The sequence below is a fragment of the Streptomyces sp. CGMCC 4.7035 genome (genome assembly GCF_031583065.1).
Lineage (GTDB): Bacteria > Actinomycetota > Actinomycetes > Streptomycetales > Streptomycetaceae > Streptomyces > Streptomyces yaanensis.
Genome location: NZ_CP134053.1, coordinates 7056026 through 7073535 on the forward strand (window position 1 = coordinate 7056026; position 17510 = coordinate 7073535).

21 protein-coding genes and 1 pseudogene are annotated in these 17510 nt (G+C 68.0%); 5 read left to right on the top strand and 17 right to left on the bottom strand.

The window, feature by feature from the left end; all coding sequences use genetic code 11:
* Window positions 1-4: 4 nt before the first annotated feature.
* The 13 genes from Q2K21_RS31080 to Q2K21_RS31140 form a co-directional block, all read right to left on the bottom strand.
* Complete coding sequence (locus Q2K21_RS31080) at window positions 5-226, bottom strand: excisionase family DNA-binding protein (protein ID WP_310777720.1); 222 nt, start codon at window positions 224-226, stop codon at window positions 5-7.
* 341 nt (window positions 227-567) lie between these two features.
* The gene (locus Q2K21_RS31085) at window positions 568-2130 is read right to left on the bottom strand and encodes a YfjI family protein (protein WP_386276699.1); all 1563 of its coding nucleotides are present in this window, start codon (window positions 2128-2130) and stop codon (window positions 568-570) included.
* Entirely contained in the window at window positions 2127-2450 is a 324-nt protein-coding gene (locus Q2K21_RS31090; protein ID WP_310777722.1) for a hypothetical protein, read from the bottom strand. Before Q2K21_RS31090 ends, Q2K21_RS31085 begins: the two co-directional genes overlap by 4 nt.
* The gene (locus Q2K21_RS31095) at window positions 2447-3364 is read right to left on the bottom strand and encodes a bifunctional DNA primase/polymerase (RefSeq protein WP_310777725.1); all 918 of its coding nucleotides are present in this window, start codon (window positions 3362-3364) and stop codon (window positions 2447-2449) included. The genes Q2K21_RS31090 and Q2K21_RS31095 overlap by 4 nt, the downstream gene beginning before the upstream one ends.
* Window positions 3365-3454: 90 nt before the next feature.
* The gene (locus Q2K21_RS31100) at window positions 3455-3964 is read right to left on the bottom strand and encodes a hypothetical protein (RefSeq protein WP_310777728.1); all 510 of its coding nucleotides are present in this window, start codon (window positions 3962-3964) and stop codon (window positions 3455-3457) included.
* Window positions 3965-3983: 19 nt separating this feature from the next.
* Window positions 3984-4448: a hypothetical protein gene (locus tag Q2K21_RS31105; protein WP_310777731.1), complete on the bottom strand. Its 465-nt coding sequence runs from the start codon at window positions 4446-4448 to the stop codon at window positions 3984-3986.
* A gap of 16 nt (window positions 4449-4464) precedes the next feature.
* Entirely contained in the window at window positions 4465-4659 is a 195-nt protein-coding gene (locus tag Q2K21_RS31110; protein WP_310777733.1) for a hypothetical protein, read from the bottom strand.
* Between the two features lie 14 nt (window positions 4660-4673).
* Window positions 4674-4928, bottom strand: a complete 255-nt coding sequence (locus tag Q2K21_RS31115) for a hypothetical protein (protein WP_310777735.1) — start codon at window positions 4926-4928, stop codon at window positions 4674-4676.
* A gap of 20 nt (window positions 4929-4948) precedes the next feature.
* Window positions 4949-5200: a hypothetical protein gene (locus tag Q2K21_RS31120; RefSeq protein ID WP_310777738.1), complete on the bottom strand. Its 252-nt coding sequence runs from the start codon at window positions 5198-5200 to the stop codon at window positions 4949-4951.
* A gap of 142 nt (window positions 5201-5342) precedes the next feature.
* Window positions 5343-7571, bottom strand: coding sequence for a cell division protein FtsK (locus Q2K21_RS31125; protein WP_310777741.1), 2229 nt, complete (start codon window positions 7569-7571; stop codon window positions 5343-5345).
* 82 nt (window positions 7572-7653) lie between these two features.
* The gene (locus tag Q2K21_RS31130; protein ID WP_310777744.1) at window positions 7654-8037 is read right to left on the bottom strand and encodes an RRQRL motif-containing zinc-binding protein; all 384 of its coding nucleotides are present in this window, start codon (window positions 8035-8037) and stop codon (window positions 7654-7656) included.
* Window positions 8034-9176, bottom strand: a complete 1143-nt coding sequence (locus tag Q2K21_RS31135; protein ID WP_310777747.1) for a conjugal transfer protein — start codon at window positions 9174-9176, stop codon at window positions 8034-8036. Before Q2K21_RS31135 ends, Q2K21_RS31130 begins: the two co-directional genes overlap by 4 nt.
* On the bottom strand, window positions 9173-9463 hold the full coding sequence (locus Q2K21_RS31140; RefSeq protein ID WP_386276801.1) for a hypothetical protein: 291 nt from the start codon (window positions 9461-9463) through the stop codon (window positions 9173-9175). The genes Q2K21_RS31135 and Q2K21_RS31140 overlap by 4 nt, the downstream gene beginning before the upstream one ends.
* Window positions 9464-9968: 505 nt before the next feature.
* Between Q2K21_RS31140 and Q2K21_RS31145 the strand changes: the two genes are divergently transcribed.
* Both Q2K21_RS31145 and Q2K21_RS31150 read left to right on the top strand, forming a co-directional pair.
* On the top strand, window positions 9969-10736 hold the full coding sequence (locus Q2K21_RS31145) for a helix-turn-helix domain-containing protein (RefSeq protein WP_310777752.1): 768 nt from the start codon (window positions 9969-9971) through the stop codon (window positions 10734-10736).
* Window positions 10736-11209, top strand: a complete 474-nt coding sequence (locus tag Q2K21_RS31150; protein WP_310777754.1) for an NUDIX domain-containing protein — start codon at window positions 10736-10738, stop codon at window positions 11207-11209. The genes Q2K21_RS31145 and Q2K21_RS31150 overlap by 1 nt, the downstream gene beginning before the upstream one ends.
* Here Q2K21_RS31150 and Q2K21_RS31155 read toward each other — a convergent pair.
* Together Q2K21_RS31155 and Q2K21_RS31160 are read right to left on the bottom strand one after the other, a co-directional pair.
* Window positions 11197-11766: an HD domain-containing protein gene (locus Q2K21_RS31155; protein ID WP_310777758.1), complete on the bottom strand. Its 570-nt coding sequence runs from the start codon at window positions 11764-11766 to the stop codon at window positions 11197-11199. The genes Q2K21_RS31150 and Q2K21_RS31155 overlap by 13 nt on opposite strands.
* Window positions 11767-11777: 11 nt before the next feature.
* Window positions 11778-12224: a GntR family transcriptional regulator gene (locus tag Q2K21_RS31160; RefSeq protein WP_310777761.1), complete on the bottom strand. Its 447-nt coding sequence runs from the start codon at window positions 12222-12224 to the stop codon at window positions 11778-11780.
* Window positions 12225-12495: 271 nt separating this feature from the next.
* Here Q2K21_RS31160 and Q2K21_RS31165 point away from each other — a divergent pair, with 271 nt between their 5' ends.
* The 3 genes and pseudogenes from Q2K21_RS31165 to Q2K21_RS31175 all read left to right on the top strand — a co-directional run.
* Window positions 12496-13623 (top strand): DUF262 domain-containing protein, encoded by a 1128-nt coding sequence (locus Q2K21_RS31165; protein WP_310777764.1) that lies wholly within the window; start codon window positions 12496-12498, stop codon window positions 13621-13623.
* Window positions 13620-14093, top strand: coding sequence for a HEPN domain-containing protein (locus Q2K21_RS31170; RefSeq protein ID WP_310777767.1), 474 nt, complete (start codon window positions 13620-13622; stop codon window positions 14091-14093). The genes Q2K21_RS31165 and Q2K21_RS31170 overlap by 4 nt, the downstream gene beginning before the upstream one ends.
* Window positions 14094-14626: 533 nt before the next feature.
* Window positions 14627-15553: pseudogene (locus Q2K21_RS31175) on the top strand (RNA-guided endonuclease InsQ/TnpB family protein); the annotation flags it as partial.
* A gap of 27 nt (window positions 15554-15580) precedes the next feature.
* Here the strand turns inward: Q2K21_RS31175 and Q2K21_RS31180 are convergent.
* Window positions 15581-16747: an SUKH-4 family immunity protein gene (locus Q2K21_RS31180; RefSeq protein WP_310781341.1), complete on the bottom strand. Its 1167-nt coding sequence runs from the start codon at window positions 16745-16747 to the stop codon at window positions 15581-15583.
* Window positions 16748-16941: 194 nt separating this feature from the next.
* The gene (locus Q2K21_RS31185) at window positions 16942-17469 is read right to left on the bottom strand and encodes an AAA family ATPase (RefSeq protein WP_310777770.1); all 528 of its coding nucleotides are present in this window, start codon (window positions 17467-17469) and stop codon (window positions 16942-16944) included.
* Between the last annotated feature and the right edge of the window lie 41 nt (window positions 17470-17510).

The window sequence follows — 17510 nt, forward strand, 5'->3', positions numbered from 1 at the left end:
GTCGTCAAGCGGCGCGTTGGGCTGCGCGGAGACGGGCGACGTATGCGGCCGGAGCGTCGGCGGGGACGCGACGGAGACGGCCGACGGGTACGGACTCCAGTTCTCCGGAGCGGATGAGGGCGTAGCAGGTGGTGCGGCCGATGCGGAGGCGGCGGGCGGCCTCTTCGACCTTGAGGAGAACCAGGGTCGGGTCTTCGGCGAGGGGGAGGCTGGTGGGTTGGTCCACGGCTCACTCCTGTGAGGCTGAGTTCATGGGCAAGTGCCGCCGCACAAACCGCAAAATCCGCAGAAACCCGGGGAAGGGTCGTTGACCTGGGGTGATGCGGTGTGCGGGTGGTGACGGGTGGTGCTCCGCAGAAACCCGCGATATTCCGCAAAAATCCGGGGCGGCCGACGGCCGGTCCCCGTGGGCGGGGCGGTGCTCGGTTTTTTGCGGAATATCGCGGGATTGTGCGACGGGCCCCCGTCCGGGGTCGGCGTGGGTGCGCGTCGCAGGTCATCGAGGGTGTCCGGTGAATTCTGCGATTTCGCGGTTTGTGCGAGGGGGGTTGCGTGCGCGGGCGGGAGTCACCGGCCGCCGTGGCGCAGGGACGGGTGGGCCTGTAGGCGGGGTGCCGGTGGGCGTCCGCGCTTGCCGGTGCGCTCCGGCTGGTACGACCGCAGGTATCCGTGGTCTTCCAACAGGGCGAGGGCCGGTTCGAGGTCGGCGACGGTGGGGACCTCGCTGCGGGACAGGACGCTGAAGACGTCCCGCCGGCTGACGTCCTCCCATCCGTTGTCCCTCAGCGCTTCCAGCACGCTGCGGGCGCGGGACAGGACCGGGTCGGCGCCCATGACGTCGAACACGGCGAGGGCATGGGCGGTGTAGTAGTCCCCCAGCTCGATGGCCGCGCGCATGGTGGCTTCGGTGACCGGGTGGGCGTAGCCGTTGCCGCCGTGTTCGGCGAGGTGCAGCAGCGCGGCCATGCGGGCGGTCGCCCCGGCAAGCTTTCCGGCCCAATTCGAGATGTGGCCCAGCTTGCCGCCGCGCGCCTTGAGCTGCGGTTCGATGCGCTTCTGATAGGCGATCAGGGCCGCGTCCGCCTCCGGGGTGAGCTGGATGACGGCCGGGTCGGTCCACTCCGCGAGCGACAGGGCGAGGTCGATGACCCGGGCGGTGTAGGCGGCGGCCGTCTCTTGCGGAACCGGGTTGGTAATGATCTCGCGGTCACCGACCGTGGACACCGGCAGGGAGTACAGGAACCGGGCCAACAGTCCCCGTCCCTCGAACCCCTTCACCTTCCCGATGTCCCGCAAGACGTCCGGCTGCACGGCAAGGCCGATGGTCAGGGCCGGGGCGTCGATGTACTCGCGGCGGGTCTGCCGGTTCACCCGCAACCGGTCCCCGGCATGCCCCTTGAGGAAGACCTCCATGTTCGGGGCGCCGGAGTAGCGGCCGGCAATGATGTCGAAGATGCCGCCCTCAGCGCTCATCACCGACAACCGCCCGCCCTGTTCCGCCATGAGCGAGGTCACCGTCTCAGGTGTCGAGTCGTCCGCCAACAGCACCGGTTCGGCCGGGACGCTGAGCGTGTCCGCCGTCTGCGCCAACCCGACGGCGGTTCGCACCATCTCATCGCGCTTGTCGCCATCGGCGGACGCGGCCTTGGCGGCGGCCTTGTCGGCCGCTTCCTTGGCCAACCTCGCCGTCAACTCCGCTTCCACGATCACGGGCTTCATCGCGGACTTGAGCTGCTTCTCCGCCTCATACAGGGGGTTGGTCAGCAGCGCGAAGACGGCCGACTTGCGGTTCGCGGGCGGGAGCGCCACAACGGTGTAGAGGTTGGTGGGCTCACGCCAGTTGCCGCGTACGTGGACCACCGACCGGCCGCCGGCCGCCGTGGCGAGCACGGCGAGGGCGATCGACCCGGCGAGGTCGACCGGGGTCTGTGTCTCCTCTGCGACGGCGGTCACGAACTCCCCCAGCCAGGCGGGCAGGACGTGGGCGGGAAACGGCGGGCGCTCACGGCGGCCGGTGAGGGGAATGGGGTCCTCCCACACGTCCGGTGCCGCGTCGTCCTCGCCGGGCGGTGCTTCCAGGGTGGGCAGTCCGGCCCACAGGTCGGGGCTGTCCACAGACTGTGGAGTCATGAGGCCGCCCTCCCTTCGGCGGTGGTCGTGTGCGGGCAGACGCCGACGCGGACGCGGGCGGTCAGCCTGATGACGGCGGCGCGGCCTTGGGCGCGTTCGTGGTGCCCGCAGGCACAGAGCCAGTCGGCGACGGGTACGTCTTCGCACTGGATCTGAAGCCCCGGGGTGATGCCGGTGACGGTGACCGTCTGCGGGTCAGAACCAACGGAAGAAAGGACGCCCTTGCGGGCGGCGACCTTCGGTTCACGCACGGTCCGCCGCGGCGGGCGCTGTACGGCGCCCTGAGGGCTGTTCGTGGGGGTTCGGGATGCTTTGTTCATGCCGCGCGCTCCACGGCCGTCTCAAGGCCGTTGGCGACCGCGCGTCGGGCGTAGGTCTCCGGGACTCCGACGGAGACGGCGGCCGTCACGATCTCCTCGCCGATCGCCGCGAGGCCGCACGGTCCGGGGCATGCGGTGTGTTGTGCGGCGAGGAACCGGGCGACGCCGAACGCCTGTGATCCCGCGCCGGATTCGGTACGCGCCCGTACCAGGGCGAGGCCGCGTTCCAGCCCGGTGCGGACGTAGCGCTCAGTGTGGCGGCACCCGGTGGCCACCTGCCGCGACCACGGTGCGCGCGTCGGGAGGGAAGAGGCCACCTCCCCCGGGGCGGGGGTGGTGTCTTCCTTCACCACCAGGGCGCGCACGGCCGCCGGGAGAACGACCATCCGGCCGGTCCCGGGTCCGAGCCAACGGGCGTACTGCATCAGGGACTTGACGTCGACACCGGGCCGGACCGCGTTCGAGGACGGCATGGCGCCCCGGTAGAGCCAGTGTTCGCCCCGCGTCGTCGGCACGATGCGGGTGGCGGGCAGGGTCTCGCGGGCCCACGCGACGGCCGCCGCATTGTCGAGATCGACCACCGTCAGCCCGGCCCCGCCGGGGTGGTAGGCGACCGCCACCGCCTCACGCCACACCGGCGCCCACACGGGCGAGGTGAGGACATGCGGGTCGGTGGTCGCGGCGGCCCACGCGTGGCACGGCGCGGGGCACCGGCAGGGGCCCGCCGCCTTCATGTTGGGTCGTCCGCCGCACGCGTTCCCCTTGCACGTACGGCAGTTCCCGAACGGCACCTTGCCGTCCCGCAGGGGCAGCACCGGGACCCCGGCCCCCGCGAGGTCCAGAGCGGTGCGCAGGTGGCTCCCGTCCGGGTGATTCCCGTCGGCGGGCCGCCGGGCCTTGCAGTCAGGTGTCATGCTGTAGATCTCCTGTTCTGCCACGTCGGGATACGGAGACCGAGGGCGGCGGGCTGTCCTGTCCGGGAGTGCCGCCGCCCTCGGGCGTAGCTAGTGGTTCTTGACCCAGTAGGCGTATTCCTGGCGGACGTAGCCGCGCGGTTCGGCGGCCGTCGTCGGGCAGTCCGGCCAGTACGGGGCGCCGAAGTAGTCGCCCTCGCCGGCCAGGTCGAACGCGACGAGCTGAAGGGCCGCTTCCGTGGCTGCCTCGCACGCGTCGCCGTGGAACCCGTCGGTCTCGCCCTGGAGTGCGATGCGGTCTAGCAGCGCGGCCTTGCGAAGCCAGTACTCCCGGTCAAGGTCCTCGCCAAACGGCTTGTCAGCAGCCGTCTGAGCGGTCCACCCGATCTCGCTGACCATGCTCGGAGCGAGCACGTACGCCTCTTCTGGCGTCGGCCACGGGCCCAGCTCGGGGCGGTGGTCCGCGGTGAAGTACAAGCGGGTGCGCTCACCGTCGCGGGTGGGGTACTGGCGTACGGCACCGGTGGCGAACATGCCGTTCAGCGCGGTAGTGACGCGTTCAGTGTCGGCCGGGTCGCAGATGACGCGGATCTCGAACATGGCTCTCCTGTCTGGCTGGTCAGCCGTGGAAGTGGTTGCGCTTGAAGACGGCCTTGCGGATATGGAAGGTGTTGCCGCCGTTGTTGCCGCCCGCACTGAAGACCTGCACGGCGATCCAGCCACCGAAGATGACGGCAGCAAGGATGATGAGCTGGGTGATCAGCGCAGTCAGGGCGGTGATGAACGCGGTCAGCAGGAACAGTCCGCCGCACACCGCGCCGAAGCCGATGCCCCCGAGGGCGATGTTCACCGCCGTGCGCGAGACGGCCGGCTTGGTGGCGACCGGTTCGGGCTTGGCGGGCTCCATGGCGTAGCCGGTGACGACACGGCCGTCAGGCAGGACGACGCTCGCCACGGCCGGGATGGTGCCCGGCTGCATGGGCATGAGCGGGGCGGTGTGCGCGGGCACGATCGGGGTGGGGTGGTGGACTTCCACGGCCGCCGCGTCGTGCGCGGCGGGGCGGTAGGCGGTGGGTTCGTTCACGTGCCGGTCCTCCGTTCTAGCGGCCCGCGTCGGCGAGGGCGCCGGTGATGGCGGTGACGAGCTGGTTGACGGTGTCGGCCGCGCCGGTGTCGGCGAGGTAGAAGCCGAAGAGGGCGGCGGCGACGGCCGCGCAGGCACCGACCGCGCGGAAGCGCAGGAGCAGCGCGAGGACGGCGGCGAGCAGCAGCACGAGCGGGATGGTGATGACCATGGGATCTCCGGGGGTCAGCGGCGGGTGCAGGTGGGGTAGGCGGAGCCGTGGAAGCAGTGCTTGTAGTCGTGGCGGGTGACGCGGAAGTCGTGGCGCCGGCCGTCGTTCGTGGTGATGGTCAGCCGGTAGCGCCAGCCGCCGGATTTGAAGTAGGTGGCGCTGCGGTCGCTCACGGTCCCGGCCGGTCCGGCGGCGTAGTCCGGGCTGCACGCGGTGAGGGCCAAGACGGCGCCGACGGTCGTGGCGATAGCCGCGTGGGCTTTGCGCATGGCGGTTCTCCTTCGGGCGGTCAGCGGGTGCCGGCGCGGTAGGTGCGCGCGGCGCGGTTGTAGATCCAGCGGCCGACGCGTATGCGCTTGCCGGTGGCGTCGCAGCGGCGGCAGTCACGGCCGCGCTTGGTCTTGCCCTTGCGGTCGGTCTTGATTTCGTGGCCCATGCCGTCGCACTTGCGGCAGTCCCCGAACGGGCTCAGCCAGCACTTGATGATGTAACCGAGAGTGACGGTCAGTAGGAATGCGGTAGCGAGCGCTGCAAGGCTCATCAGGGGCCTCTCAGAGGGGTTGAAGGGGGTTTTCGCAGGTCGGCCGCTACGTGCTAGCGGCCTGATCAGGGGCGGTTTTGGTCGCTAGCAGGGTTGCTACCGGTAGCGACGTCTGCCGCTACCGGTAGCAGGCTGCGGAGACCTATCCGGCGTCCCGCTTCTTGTTGCGCTCCGTAATCGCGGTGGCGATGTCGTCGCGCTTGATGCCGCGCTTGTTGACCTGTTCGCCGTCGATGCGCCGACTGATCTGCACGGTGCCGATACCGAACGGCTTGAGCGCGGCGGTGAGCGCTTCCGCCTTGGGCTTGGGCTCCAACTCCGCCCACGGCCCGTAGACCTCCGGGCGCAGGTCAGCAAGCCGGTCCACAACCGTCTCCGACCACACCTTGGCCTCGCCCTTGCCGAGCACGGCCGCGACGTCGTCAAGGATCGTCGCGGACGTCTCCGGCGCCGGGGCCTCGCCCACCGCGTCACCCGACAGCGTGCCCTCCGCCTCCCGCAGCGCTGCCGCGCGGGTCAGGATGCGGTCCGCGTCGCGGCCGTCGGCGAGGTAGGTGCGCACGATCCCGGCATCGTCGGACATGCCCTTGAGCAGACCCACGCCCTTGTGGGACTTCAGCAGCTTGGACGCGTCCAAGCCCTCCGAGTACGACCCGGCACCGAGGATGACATCGGAGACGTGCAGGGAGCCGACCCGCAGCGCGAACCGGGCCTGATGCTGGTCACGCAGCTCCGACGGGCACGCCTTGTCGTCCGGCTTCTGCGTCGCCGTCATCACCGAGACACCGACCGCCGGGGCGACCCGGGCGAGGTAGACCATCAGAGACAGGATTTCCTTGCCGTGCTCGGGGTGGGTCAGGTACTCCTGCACCTCGTCCACCACGAACAGCGTGAGCGGCATGTTCAGCTTCTTGTCCCGGCTGATCTCCGGGGTGAGCTTGCCCTCAGGGCAGACGTGCAACGGCAGTTCAGACAGCCGGTGGTACCGGTCTTCGACGTCCGCCTTCAGCTCCCGCAGCGAGGTCAGCAGATGCTGAACCGGGTCGACCCCGTTCTTCGGCACAATGCCGAACCCGATGCGGTGGGCGACCTTGGCGAACGTGCGCCAGTCCGGGGACGCCTTGCCGTCGAACACGTACAGGCGCACGTACGGGTCCAACGCGGCGGCGAGCGCGATCGTGCGGGCAGAGAACGTCTTGCCCTGACGCGGCACGGCGCCTACCAGCAGCGACAGCCACAGCATGGTGGCCATGACCGGGTTGCCCCGCTCGTCGACACCCCACGGGAACGGCTTCCAGAAGTCCACCCGCGTCGCCCCCAACAGCGGGGACTTGCCCGACGGCACGGCGAGCGGGTCACGGTCGGCGATCCAGTACGACACCCGCCGCCCGCTCGTCTCGTCCTTGTCGAGGAAGAGCTGAGTCGGGGCGATGTCCATACCGGAGGCGAGCCGGGCGTGAGCCTTCATCGCGTCCTCGAACGTCTTGCCGTACGGCAGATCCACGACCACGCGCCAGCCGTCGCCGTCCCGGCCGATCGGCCGCGGGAAGGCGATCGTCTGATCCTTGGTGGTCAGCCCGGATGCCTCGTGTGCGCGGATGACGATGTCAGAGGACAGCCGCCGCTTGCGGAACGTCACCTTGGCCATGTCGATGAGCGGCCGGTCCGCCGGCGCGCCGACCACACCGAGGGTGGTGGTCAGTGTCGCCACGGCCAGCATGAGCAGCCACGACGGGGCCATGACGTACAGGGTCAGCGCGGCGGCCAGACCGACGAAACCGGCGATCGTCGCCACGATCCCCCGCAGCCGGACGCGGTCGTTGCGCTGCCGCGACAGCTTCAGGTACTCCGCCGCGTCCTCGTTCGCCACGGAGGCAAGCCGCAGCGTCTTGCCCTCAGCGTCGAACACCCACCGGCCGATCGCGGCGGACCACCGCCACGCGCCGCGCGGCGAGTACATGCAGATCTTCGGCGTGTAGACCAGCGGCAGGCGCACGGCGTGGTAGCCGACCACGGCCGAGTAGTGCCGGATCGCCCACTTGCGGACGGCCGTGCGCTGGTCAGGGAGCTTCACCCAGTCCGGCAGCACCGGCAGACGTGCCTTGTCCTTGGCTTCCATCCATTCCGCGACCGAGGGCGGGTAGACCTCGCGTGGCGGGTCGACCGGCGCCCCCTCGCTCAGCCCTTCGGCCTCCGGGTCGTCGGTGTCGGGGAGTTCGGCCTCCCACTCCCCCGGCTTCACCACGCCCTCGCTCGGGGCGGTCGGGTCGGGGTCGGTCTTCTTCTTCAGCGGGAACGGCACGATGTCGGCCGTCGGCTGTTCGGTGCCCTCCGGGTCCTCCGGGGGCGGGAAGGCGGTGGTTTCCGTCACGATGTACGCACTCCTTCGGGAGTCGAAGGGTCCGGCCGGCTTGCTGTGGAAGGTGGGCGGCCGGACCCGGGTTCGGGGTGGTTCAAGCAGCGCGCTGTTCCTCGGGATAGGCGCAGGTCACGCAGGTTCCGAGCGTGGGCGGGATGACGTATCCGGCGTCCCGGCGGCACTCGGGGCAGCGGCGGCGGGCGGCATTGGCCTTGGCGAGTGCCGCCCACCTCGCCGGGGTCATCGGCCGCACAGGGCGAGCGAGGTCGACGCGGTACAGGTACGCGGTGAGCGGTTCGCGCCGACGGCGCGGCCTGAGGATCTGTGCCGCGATGTCCTGACCTCCCGGCCGCAGTCCACGGATGCGGAGTTGGCGGCGGGTGGCCATGCCGTCGGGGGCGTAGCGCCACGGGTAGGTGGGGATGCCGAAGCGCTCGCCGGCAGGGTCGAAGCAGTCGGCGAGGGTCAGCCGGCTCACGCGGCTTCGGCGCCGTCGGCGGCGCGCTCAGCGAGGATCGTGTCCCGCAGCATCCGCGCGTTCGCCGGCGAGGTGTGGACCTCGCGGCGGATGCCCTCTGCCGTGATCCGGCTGTCGGGCCAATCGGCGGTCGCGGTGCGGGCCTCAGCGAGCAACTGATCCGTCGTGCGCTTCGGCCGGGGCGAGCGGGCCACGTCGGGAACCCGGCCGGTCGCCCGACGAGATCGGGGGGAGTCGACCGCCACCGCCCCCCGTCCGGCCGGGGCGGGGTCGACGCTCACCGGGGCGACCGGCGAGACGATCGCCGGGACCGGCTTGAAGGGAAGCGTCGGCTTCATGAAGTCGACCGCCACCGGATCGGGCGCAGGGAATCGGGTCAGCACGACCGACGGCGCCGGGGTCGATTCCCGCAGGTCAGCCGTAGACCGATTCCTCATGGTATCGGTAGATTCCTCCGTATTCGTTCCCGCTTCGGGGATCGGGGCGAGGGCGGGGGCAGTGCCGCCGAACATCGACGCGAGCGCGGCGTCCGCACCGTCGGTGATCCGGTCGCGCTGGACATTCAGCAGCCTCGATCCGAGCGCCGCGTCCCCAACCCCGACCTTGCGGGCCAGACGCCACGACGCCCGATCGGACCGCTTCCGCACCCGGTCGACCGGGTGATGAGCGGCACGCGCCCGGTGGTAGGCGAGGGCCTGCACGATGTCGGCGGTGCGCCGCTCGTTCTCCGCGTCGCGGCCGTCGGTGTGGACGACGATCCGGCGGGCGAGAAACGCCATGCCCTCCGCCGACACGGACATGCCCATAGGGGTCAGGGCGTAGATCACGGTCCGCCCAGGGTCCGGCGCGGACATGGCGCCCATGACGGCAGCGGCGGCCGGCAGCGCCCACAGGCCGATCCGTACGACGCGCGGCGAGGACTGACCCAGCATGGTCAACCCCAGCAGGACCAGGGCGAGAACGGCCGTGGCGCCCTCACCGGCACCGAGCGCGCCAAGCGCGGTCCCCGTGCCGTAGGCGTGCCCGATGTTGCTGTACGTACCGATGCCGCCGATCACGCCCGTGGCGAGCATCGGCACGAACGCGGCCGTCAGGACACCAATCTGAACCTTCGTCAGAGGCTTGCGGGTCTCACTCATGCCGCTTCCCCCGTCCCCGGCCGGTAGCCGCGAGCGGCGCGCAGGAACGGCACCGTACGGGTCAGCGCGTCGGCGTACAGGGCGTCCCAACCGGCGATCTCGTCACCGGCCTCCGCCTCCGCCCGCAGGTCGGCGAGGATGTCACGCGCCGCGTCCTCACGGGCGGCACGCTCGCCGTCCGTCTCGAACTCCAGCGGACCCCGGAACAGGTCGACATCGATACCGAGCGCCAGTTCCGCAAACTCGATGTCGCCGTGCGCTTCCTGGCCGGCGACGAAAGTGCACATACGCATGGTGGATCTCTCCTTGAACGTCGGGATGGGCGACCAGGCGCGGCGGGCTGTCCTGTCCGGGAGTGCCGCCGCGCCGGAAAACACGGGCCAAGGCTGCGAAGCAGCGGGGCTGCGGTGCGAGGTGGTGCGTTGTCTCCTTCGGGAACTCGGGCTCCCATTTCAGGCGTATGGAGACGTGACCTTTCGGTCTAAGCCCTCCGGTTGACCAGGGGTCCGGGTCCCTCGGCCCGCTCTGTCCCGGGCCCCTTGTCGTGCACTCGATCGGCTCGCCGAAGCGACCCGATCGAGAGGAACATGTATTACGTGTTCCTCATCTTGCAGAGGGAGGTTCGCCCCGTCAAGCCCTTCGGCTGTTTGGAGTTCGCGCGCCCCTCGCGCTCGATGTACCTACAGAGTGGCGCCGGCGGTGACGACACTCGACTTCGCACCTGTACGACCCAGGTCGTTCTTGGCTAGCGTGAAGTCGTACCAAGTCGTCCCGAGTGAGCGGAGGTTGGACGTGGCGAACGAGCGACTACGCGGCGCGATAGTCGACTTGGGCCTGACCCTCGAGGAAGTCGCCGAACGTCTCGGCGTCGCGGCCAAGACGGTTGAACGCTGGATCAACGATCCAGAACGCAAGCCATACCGCCGCTTCCAGTACGCCACGGCCTCACTTTTGAAGTGCGAAGTCTCGTACCTCTGGCCGGACGAACAGACATCGGCCGAAGTGACAGCCACCGGCAACGCGGAGTTGGTCAGGCTGTATCCCCACCGGTCCGTCGTGATGCAGACCCTGTGGACGAACCTGTACTCCAAGGCGAGTCGGCAGTTTGACCTACTGGTGTACTCAGGGTTCTGGCTCACCGAGGACGCGACGTTTCACCGCATCGTCAAGGAGAAAGCGGCCGACGGAGTGCCCATCCGCTTCATGCTGGGCGAACCTGACTCACAGGCAGTGGCTGTAAGGGGCGAGGACGAAGGGATCGGTGCCGCCATGGCGGCCAAGATCCGAAACGCCCTCGTCAACTACGGCCCGCTCTTCGGCCTCCCTGGTGTCGAGTTCCGCTTGCACGGCACCACGCTCTACAACTCGATCTACCGGGCTGATGACGAGATGCTGGCGAACGGCCATCTCTACGGGGTCGGCGCCTACATGGCCCCTGTGCTTCACCTGCGGCGTGTCCCGGGCGGCGAACTCTTCGACGCCTACGCTGAGAGTGTTGAGAAGGTGTGGGAGTCGGCCCGCCCGATCTCCTCACCCGCCGATTGGGAGGGCACGCACTGATGAGCCGGATTGACTACTTCCGCGACCCGAACGCCCCAAAAGCCAACTCGGTGGTCCCCTCGGTGACGGCAGTGGTGCGAGACGATGCGGGACGCCTGTTGCTCATCCACAAGACGGACAACGACCTTTGGGCCTTGCCCGGTGGCGGCCACGACATCGGCGAACGCATCGCTGACACGGTCGTTCGCGAGGTCCGGGAAGAGACCGGTATCGACGTTGAGGTAGACAACATCGTGGGGCTCTACACCGACCCTCAACACGTGTTGGCGTACGACGACGGCGAGGTCCGGCAACAGTTCTCCATCTGCTTCCGGGCCCACCCGGTCGGCGGTTCCCTACGCACAAGTAGCGAGTCGAAAGAGGTCCGCTGGATTGATCCGGCGGACCTTGACGGACTGGACATCCACCCCTCGATGATGCTGCGTATCAGGCACGGCCTTGATGATGCGCAGCGAGAGCCCTACATCGGCTGACCGCCAACGGAGACTTCCGCTATTCGATCCCCGACGCGCTTCGACGCTGCATGGATCTCGGGGGCCGCGCGCTGGATGAACCGCCCGACGATCGTGTCCGGGCCGTATCGCTGCACGATCTCATCCAGCCGCTCAGCCGGCGTCGTCTGCGTCCCGTCCGGCGTCGTCGTCATGTCGCAGAACAGCAAGGCGTCTACCAGGTCGGGACGCTCTAGCTCGAACTCACTCTCAAGCTCCTGACGAAGTCCGCGTTCCTCCGCCTCCAGCAAGGCACAGGAGTGATGCGCCACGAGACGAACAACCCGTTCGTCTGCACCTTCCTGATCCCTGAGGAACCGCGCGCCGTCCAAGGGATGGAAGCCCGTGGCAGCAATGGCCGGCGAGTAGCCGATGTCATGCAGCACGGCCGCCGCTTCCAACAGTTCCGCTTCGTCCCCCAGGATCGGGCTCAGGGAGCGAGCGCGCTTGGCGACCCCGAGTGAGTGCGCCCACCGGCGCGGAAGCGGATCGGAGAGTAGCGATTCAGAGAGCGCGTACGCCCACTCAGTCAGTCCCATGGCGGCCAAGACTACGGCCGGGCGGTGGAAGCCGGGAGGGCGCGCACGGTCCGCCCCTTGCCGTGCACGGTGGCGAGCAAGCCGTTTCCCTCCATCTGGGCAAGAACACGGCGCACAGCGGTCCGGGACGCTCCGAACCGCTCACACAGCTTCGCTTCAGACGGGTACGTATCTCCTACTGAGAGCGAGTCCTCTTTGATCACGTCCGTCATGCGCTCCACGAGCGTCCGCCGGTCACCTCCCCGGACCACGCGCCACCCGATACCGGGGGCGGACTCGACCACCCCGTCAGCTTCGAGAACCTTGAGCGCGCGGCGGATCGTGTTCCGGGAGACGCCGTGCGAGTCCATCAGGTCGGCTTCCGAGGGCAAGTTGTCCCTGCCACCCTCGGCCTGAATCTCGCCTCGCAGCGTCTCCGCAATGATCAGGTAGGTTCCGCGCGGACTGGCCTCCGGCACTTCGGCTCCTCTCGCGTCTCTCCATCGCTCACCGCCAAGGGTCCCACGACCGAGCGACCTTGCACCTTCTACAGACTGGTCATGGGTCCCGCCCCCGGACCGGCCCTCGTGTCATCGGCGGCGCCGTGCAGTTGAGCGTTTGGCACGGAAATCATCGGTAGCCCCGCTTCGGGTATAACGCTGCGTCTACGATCGACCACGGGCCAGGGAGGCACTAGACCCCCTGGACAGCGCTACAGCAACCTGTCAATAAGGCTGATTAGGAGATCTCATGGCGGACAACGAACAGCCCGGAGCCGAGGTCGAAACGGAAGATGACGAACACGTTCTAGATATCGACGCAGAGGAGGAAGTCCTCTCCGTCACATACGAGATCACATCATACGGAGCAGATTATCCGGTCGATGGCCTCGTTAAGCGCCTCGATCGAGGCGATGTTCAGATCCCCTCGTTTAATCCTGCATACACAGAAAGTGACGAAATCCGAGGATTCCAGCGGGGGTTCGTTTGGAATCGACCTCAAATGGATCGATTCATCGAGTCCCTTCTCCTCGGGCTACCAGTCCCGGGCGTTTTCCTGGTTCGCGAGAAATCCAATGCGCTACTTGTTCTCGACGGACAGCAGCGACTCCGCTCCCTCCAAGCCTATTACTCCGGAATTCACGCCGGCCGCGAATATCGCCTAAAATACGCACAGGAGCCGTTCTACGGGAAGACATACGAAGAACTGGACGATGAAGACCGTCGCCGCCTTGACGACAGCATCATCCATGCGACGGTACTAAGGCAAGAATCTCCTACCGGATCTCAGCAAGCAATCTATTCAATCTTCGAAAGGCTTAATACGGGCGGCAGCCCCCTACAACCCCAGGAAATTCGAATTGCACTCTTCAATGGACCCTTCCTTCAGCTTCTCGGGGAGCTCAACGAAGATTCTAACTGGCGCGAGCTGTATGGCCCTCCATCAAAGCGATACAAGGATCATGAGCTGACTCTTCGAGTGTTCGCACTGTTCGAAGAATTCGATTCCTACTTCCGCCCTGTAAAGGGGTTCCTAAACCAATACCTGGAAAATAATCGAGACCGAACCCCCGAAGATTCAGAAGAGCTTGCCGGGCTATTTCGGGCCGCCTGCCGTCACATCAACGAAGCAATTGGCGTGCGCGCCTTCAAGCCCGTTAGGGCGCTCAACGCCGCCGTCCTCGACTCGGTGATGGTGGGTGTAATGCAGCGACTTGCATCCGGCGACATCACAAGTCATGAGCAACTCAAACAAGCATATGAGGCGCTCATGATAAACAAGGAATACAGGGCTGCCACCACGTACTCGACAGCCGGTGAAGAGTCAGTCGCCGAACGCATCCAACTGTCCACCGATGCGTTCGCGAGCGTGGCATGACCTCGCGCGGAAGAGCGGAAGTCGCTCGAAGAAAGCAGCGTCTCACATCTCTGTTTAAAACAATCGACGGGGCAGACCTGAGCGGGGAGTTAATATCTCACTACTCCCGCTACCTCTGCATTCTCACCTCCGGATTCGTAGAGCAATCCGTCAAAGAACTCGTCACCGAATACTGTCGGAAGCGCTCTTCAGAACCGATCCAACGGCATGTTGGAAGCCAGCTAAAAAAACTACGCAACATCGACTCCGAGAAGCTGAAACAGCTTATCGAGTCTTTCAGTGTAGAATGGTGGCGCGAAATTTCGGAGAAATATCCGGACCAGCTCGAATCAATCGGCAGTATCGCAACCGTCAGGAATAACGTTTCCCACGGCGGGGACACTGGCATCACAATGTCAACGATGCTGCAATACTTCAATGACGCATGCATCCTAATGGACAAGCTGTCAGAAGTCTTCGATCCGGAGTGATCCTGAATGTCTGTCAACCGCCCCAGGAGACGCTGGCGCACAACACAGATTAGCCCACGTAGAGACCTGAGCTGAGACGGGGCGTGAGCGCCCAGGATGCTCGCGCCCCGTCTCATTTTCCGTCTCGTTCCTAGCCGATCGCGGCCGTCCAGGTTCGTTCATGGAGCCCTCGCGCTCCCTGCTTACGGACGGATATGAACCCCTCTGAACGAGACCGAATCACGCCCCAACGAGCCCGGACAAACCTGCAAAGCGAGTTACGTGGGTTCGATTCCCGCCACGGCCTCCGACACCGGCATCACGGCCGACCACTGGCGGGTGGTCGGCCGAGTGTCCGAGTGGAGCTCGTCACAAGTCCCGGTGACCGGCTCCCCGTACGCGCTACCGGGATTCATTCGCAGTGCACCGGCGTTCACGCCGGTGGTGAAGCGAATCTGGACGCGGCGACGCGGAGCGTCGCCGAATCGCTCCAGCGGAGCTGGATTCGACTGATCCGTCCCGGGCTGTCAGTGGCTGGTGTTAGCGTCCGGATCGTGCAGCTTCGGTATGCCTTCCGACTCGACCCGACACCGGGTCAGCGCAACGCGCTGGCCAGGGCGTTCGGGTGCGCGCGGGTGGTGTACAACGACGCGATCACGGCGCGGGAGCGGGCGCGGGCGGCAGGGGAGGCGTTCCCCACCGCGGCCGTGCTGTCGAGGACGCTGGTCACCGAGGCGAAGAAGACCCGCGAGCGGCACTGGCTGGCTGAGGTGTCGGCGGTGGTGCTGCAGCAGTCACTGCGGGACGCGGAGAGCGCCTACCGGAACTTCTTCGCCTCCCTGAAGGGAGCCCGCAACGGGGCGCGGGTAGGGGCGCCCCACTTCAAGTCCCGCAAGGACGAAAGGCAGTCGGTCCGGTTCACCGCGAACGCGCGCTGGAAGATCACCGAGGCCGGGAGGCTGCTGCTGCCGAAGATCGGCGAGGTGAAAGTGCGCTGGTCGCGGGCTCTTCCCTCGATCCCCTCCAGCGTCACGGTCATCAAGGACGCGGCCGGGCGATACTTCGCCTCCTTCGTCATCGACACCGACCCCGAGCAGGACCGGACCCGCTTCAGCGAGCCGGACCCCGACAGTGCCCTCGGCATCGACCTGGGCCTGACCCACTTCGCCGTCCTGTCCGACGGCACGAAGATCGACTCCCCGCGGTTCCTGCGCCGGGCCGAGAAGAAACTGAAGAAGGCCCAGCGGGAATTGTCCCGCAAGCAGAAGGGATCGAAGAACCGTGAGAAGGCCCGCCTGAAGGTCGCCCGCGCCCACGCGCAGGTAGCTGACGCGCACCGCGAGTTCCACCACCAGCTCTCCACCCGGCTGATCCGCGAGAATCAAGCGGTCGCGGTGGAGGACCTGGCGGTCTGCGGACTGGCGCGCACCCGGCTGGCCAAGAGCGTGCATGATGCGGGCTGGTCCCGGTTCGTGGGCATGTCTGCCTCCTTCAGGAGGGAGAGCAAGTCAAGCGTACAGCCCCCCGCCCGCCTGGTCCTCGAAGGCCTCCGGCCAGTAGCGCCAGCCGTCGTCCTGCCCCGTCCTCGGGGTGGGGTCGCAGGCGATGGGGTCGACCATGGCGAGCGTCTCGGCCATCGTGGCGGCCAGCTGCTCGTACACGTCCGTCAGGTCGTGCTCCTGGTCGAGCGACTTCTCGCGGTGCACCAGCCAGACCGTGAACGCCAGGGTGGAGATGTCCGCGTTGAGCGGGCGCAGGATCGCGTCGGGCTCGCTCCAGCACAGGATCGCTCCCGTGGCGCCGTCGACGACCAGGCTGGTGTCCTCCAGCAGGTGGCCGAGGCGTATGAGACGGTCCGCCCCTTCGGGGAGTTCGTCCGCCGTGAACACGTCCTCGTCCGCGTAGTACTCGGTCAGCGTCGGCAGCGGCACGTCCGTGTCCAGTTCGTACCAGTAGCCGTTCTCCGGGAGGCCCACCTCGCTCAGGAAGCGGCGGGTCGGCCCGTGGGTGAGCGTGCCGGGGAAGTCGACGTCCTCGAAGCGCACGATCGCGGCGGAGCCGAACGCCTCGTCCAGCAGCCGCGGCGGCAGGTCGAGCGCGAGGCCGGCGCCGGGGCGTGCGATCCGGGCCAGGGGGCGGATCAGCGCGGCCATCCGCCAGTACGGCGCCAGGTCCTCCCCGGCGTCCGCCGCGAACACCGACGCCAGCAGCTCCGACGCCGCCGTCACCGCCTTCGGGCCGTATGCCGGATGCGCGAAGCGGCCGCGGGACGCGGTCAGTTCGTCCGTCGCCGCCGCGAACCGCAGCAGCGCGCCCAGGGAGGGGGCCAGCGGCGAGAGGTCCATCAGGCCCGGGTGGCGCGGGTGGACGTACGTCGTGAAGACCTCGCCCGTGGCGCCGTTCAGCACGAGGGACTCCAGGTCGCGGTCGAAGGAGCGCAGCGCCCCTATGACCAACTGGTCGCGCAGCTCCTCGGCGAGCTTCTCCGCGTCGTCGACCAGCTCGGCGATCCGCCGCAGCCCGGACCGCCCCCGCAGTGCCCCGAACCCCAACAGGGCGCTGTCGGACGGCAGTCCGGGTCCCGTCAGCAGGCGCCGCGTCTCCGCGTGCGTCACGAATGGATCCAAATCCGTCTCGGTCAACGTGATCACGCCACCGGTCTCGGTCATGCCCATTGCTTCCCCCGTGTACTTCATCCCCAGAGCGCCCCGGAGCAGGTGACCCCCTGCCGCCGAGCGGCTCTCCCCAACGCCAAGAACCTTACGCCGCGCCACTGACAACGCCCGAAAAGCGTGGCCCCGACGCGCCCACGCCCCGGAAATCCCGCGTCCTGCCCCGGCCGCGTCCGCCGCTCCACGCTCCCGGGTCCTCATCCCACCCGCGCCCGCTCCCGCCCGGCCAGGATCGCGTCCACCGTTTCCTCAACCGTCAGCTCGGAGGTCTCCAGCCACAGCCCGATCCGCGGGGTCCCGTCCCGCAGCGCCCCGTCCAGGTCCCCGACCGTCCACGTCCCGTACCCGGTCTTCGCCCGCCCGGCCTCGCGCCCCGCGACAGCCTCGGGCCGCGGAGCGAGGACGACGACGTGCAGGGGGCGGGCGCGGACGAGACCGACGTACTCCGCGAGGTCCGGGCCCAGCACCACATCCTGCGCGACCGCCGCGAATCCGGCGTGGGCGTAAGCGTCCGCCGTAGCCGCCGACAGCCGGTACCGCAGCCGGAGTTGGGCCGACGCCTCACCGCCCGCCCCGGGCTCGTACTCCTCGCGGCCGGAGACGATCATCCGCCGGAAGACGTCACCGCGGACGTGCGCCGCCCGCGGCAGGCGCTCCGCCAGTGCCTGGGCGACCGTCGACTTGCCGGCGGCCATCACGCCGGTGATCAGGACGACCCCCCGCATGACGCCCCTCCTGCCCGACGGCCCTCCTGTTGCCCGAGCTC

Bases quoted from the DNA above. Each gene is read 5' to 3' on its own strand.
- Q2K21_RS31085 (WP_386276699.1), bottom strand. From the start codon at position 2,130: ATGACTCCACAGTCTGTGGACAGCCCCGACCTGTGGGCCGGACTGCCC.
- Q2K21_RS31090 (WP_310777722.1), bottom strand. From the start codon at position 2,450: ATGAACAAAGCATCCCGAACCCCCACGAACAGCCCTCAGGGCGCCGTA.
- Q2K21_RS31095 (WP_310777725.1), bottom strand. From the start codon at position 3,364: ATGACACCTGACTGCAAGGCCCGGCGGCCCGCCGACGGGAATCACCCG.
- Q2K21_RS31100 (WP_310777728.1), bottom strand. From the start codon at position 3,964: ATGTTCGAGATCCGCGTCATCTGCGACCCGGCCGACACTGAACGCGTC.
- Q2K21_RS31110 (WP_310777733.1), bottom strand. From the start codon at position 4,659: ATGGTCATCACCATCCCGCTCGTGCTGCTGCTCGCCGCCGTCCTCGCG.
- Q2K21_RS31115 (WP_310777735.1), bottom strand. From the start codon at position 4,928: ATGCGCAAAGCCCACGCGGCTATCGCCACGACCGTCGGCGCCGTCTTG.
- Q2K21_RS31120 (WP_310777738.1), bottom strand. From the start codon at position 5,200: ATGAGCCTTGCAGCGCTCGCTACCGCATTCCTACTGACCGTCACTCTC.
- Q2K21_RS31135 (WP_310777747.1), bottom strand. From the start codon at position 9,176: ATGAGTGAGACCCGCAAGCCTCTGACGAAGGTTCAGATTGGTGTCCTG.
- Q2K21_RS31140 (WP_386276801.1), bottom strand. From the start codon at position 9,463: ATGTGCACTTTCGTCGCCGGCCAGGAAGCGCACGGCGACATCGAGTTT.
- Q2K21_RS31150 (WP_310777754.1), top strand. From the start codon at position 10,736: ATGAGCCGGATTGACTACTTCCGCGACCCGAACGCCCCAAAAGCCAAC.
- Q2K21_RS31155 (WP_310777758.1), bottom strand. From the start codon at position 11,766: ATGGGACTGACTGAGTGGGCGTACGCGCTCTCTGAATCGCTACTCTCC.
- Q2K21_RS31165 (WP_310777764.1), top strand. From the start codon at position 12,496: ATGGCGGACAACGAACAGCCCGGAGCCGAGGTCGAAACGGAAGATGAC.
- Q2K21_RS31170 (WP_310777767.1), top strand. From the start codon at position 13,620: ATGACCTCGCGCGGAAGAGCGGAAGTCGCTCGAAGAAAGCAGCGTCTC.
- Q2K21_RS31180 (WP_310781341.1), bottom strand. From the start codon at position 16,747: ATGGGCATGACCGAGACCGGTGGCGTGATCACGTTGACCGAGACGGAT.
- Q2K21_RS31185 (WP_310777770.1), bottom strand. From the start codon at position 17,469: ATGCGGGGGGTCGTCCTGATCACCGGCGTGATGGCCGCCGGCAAGTCG.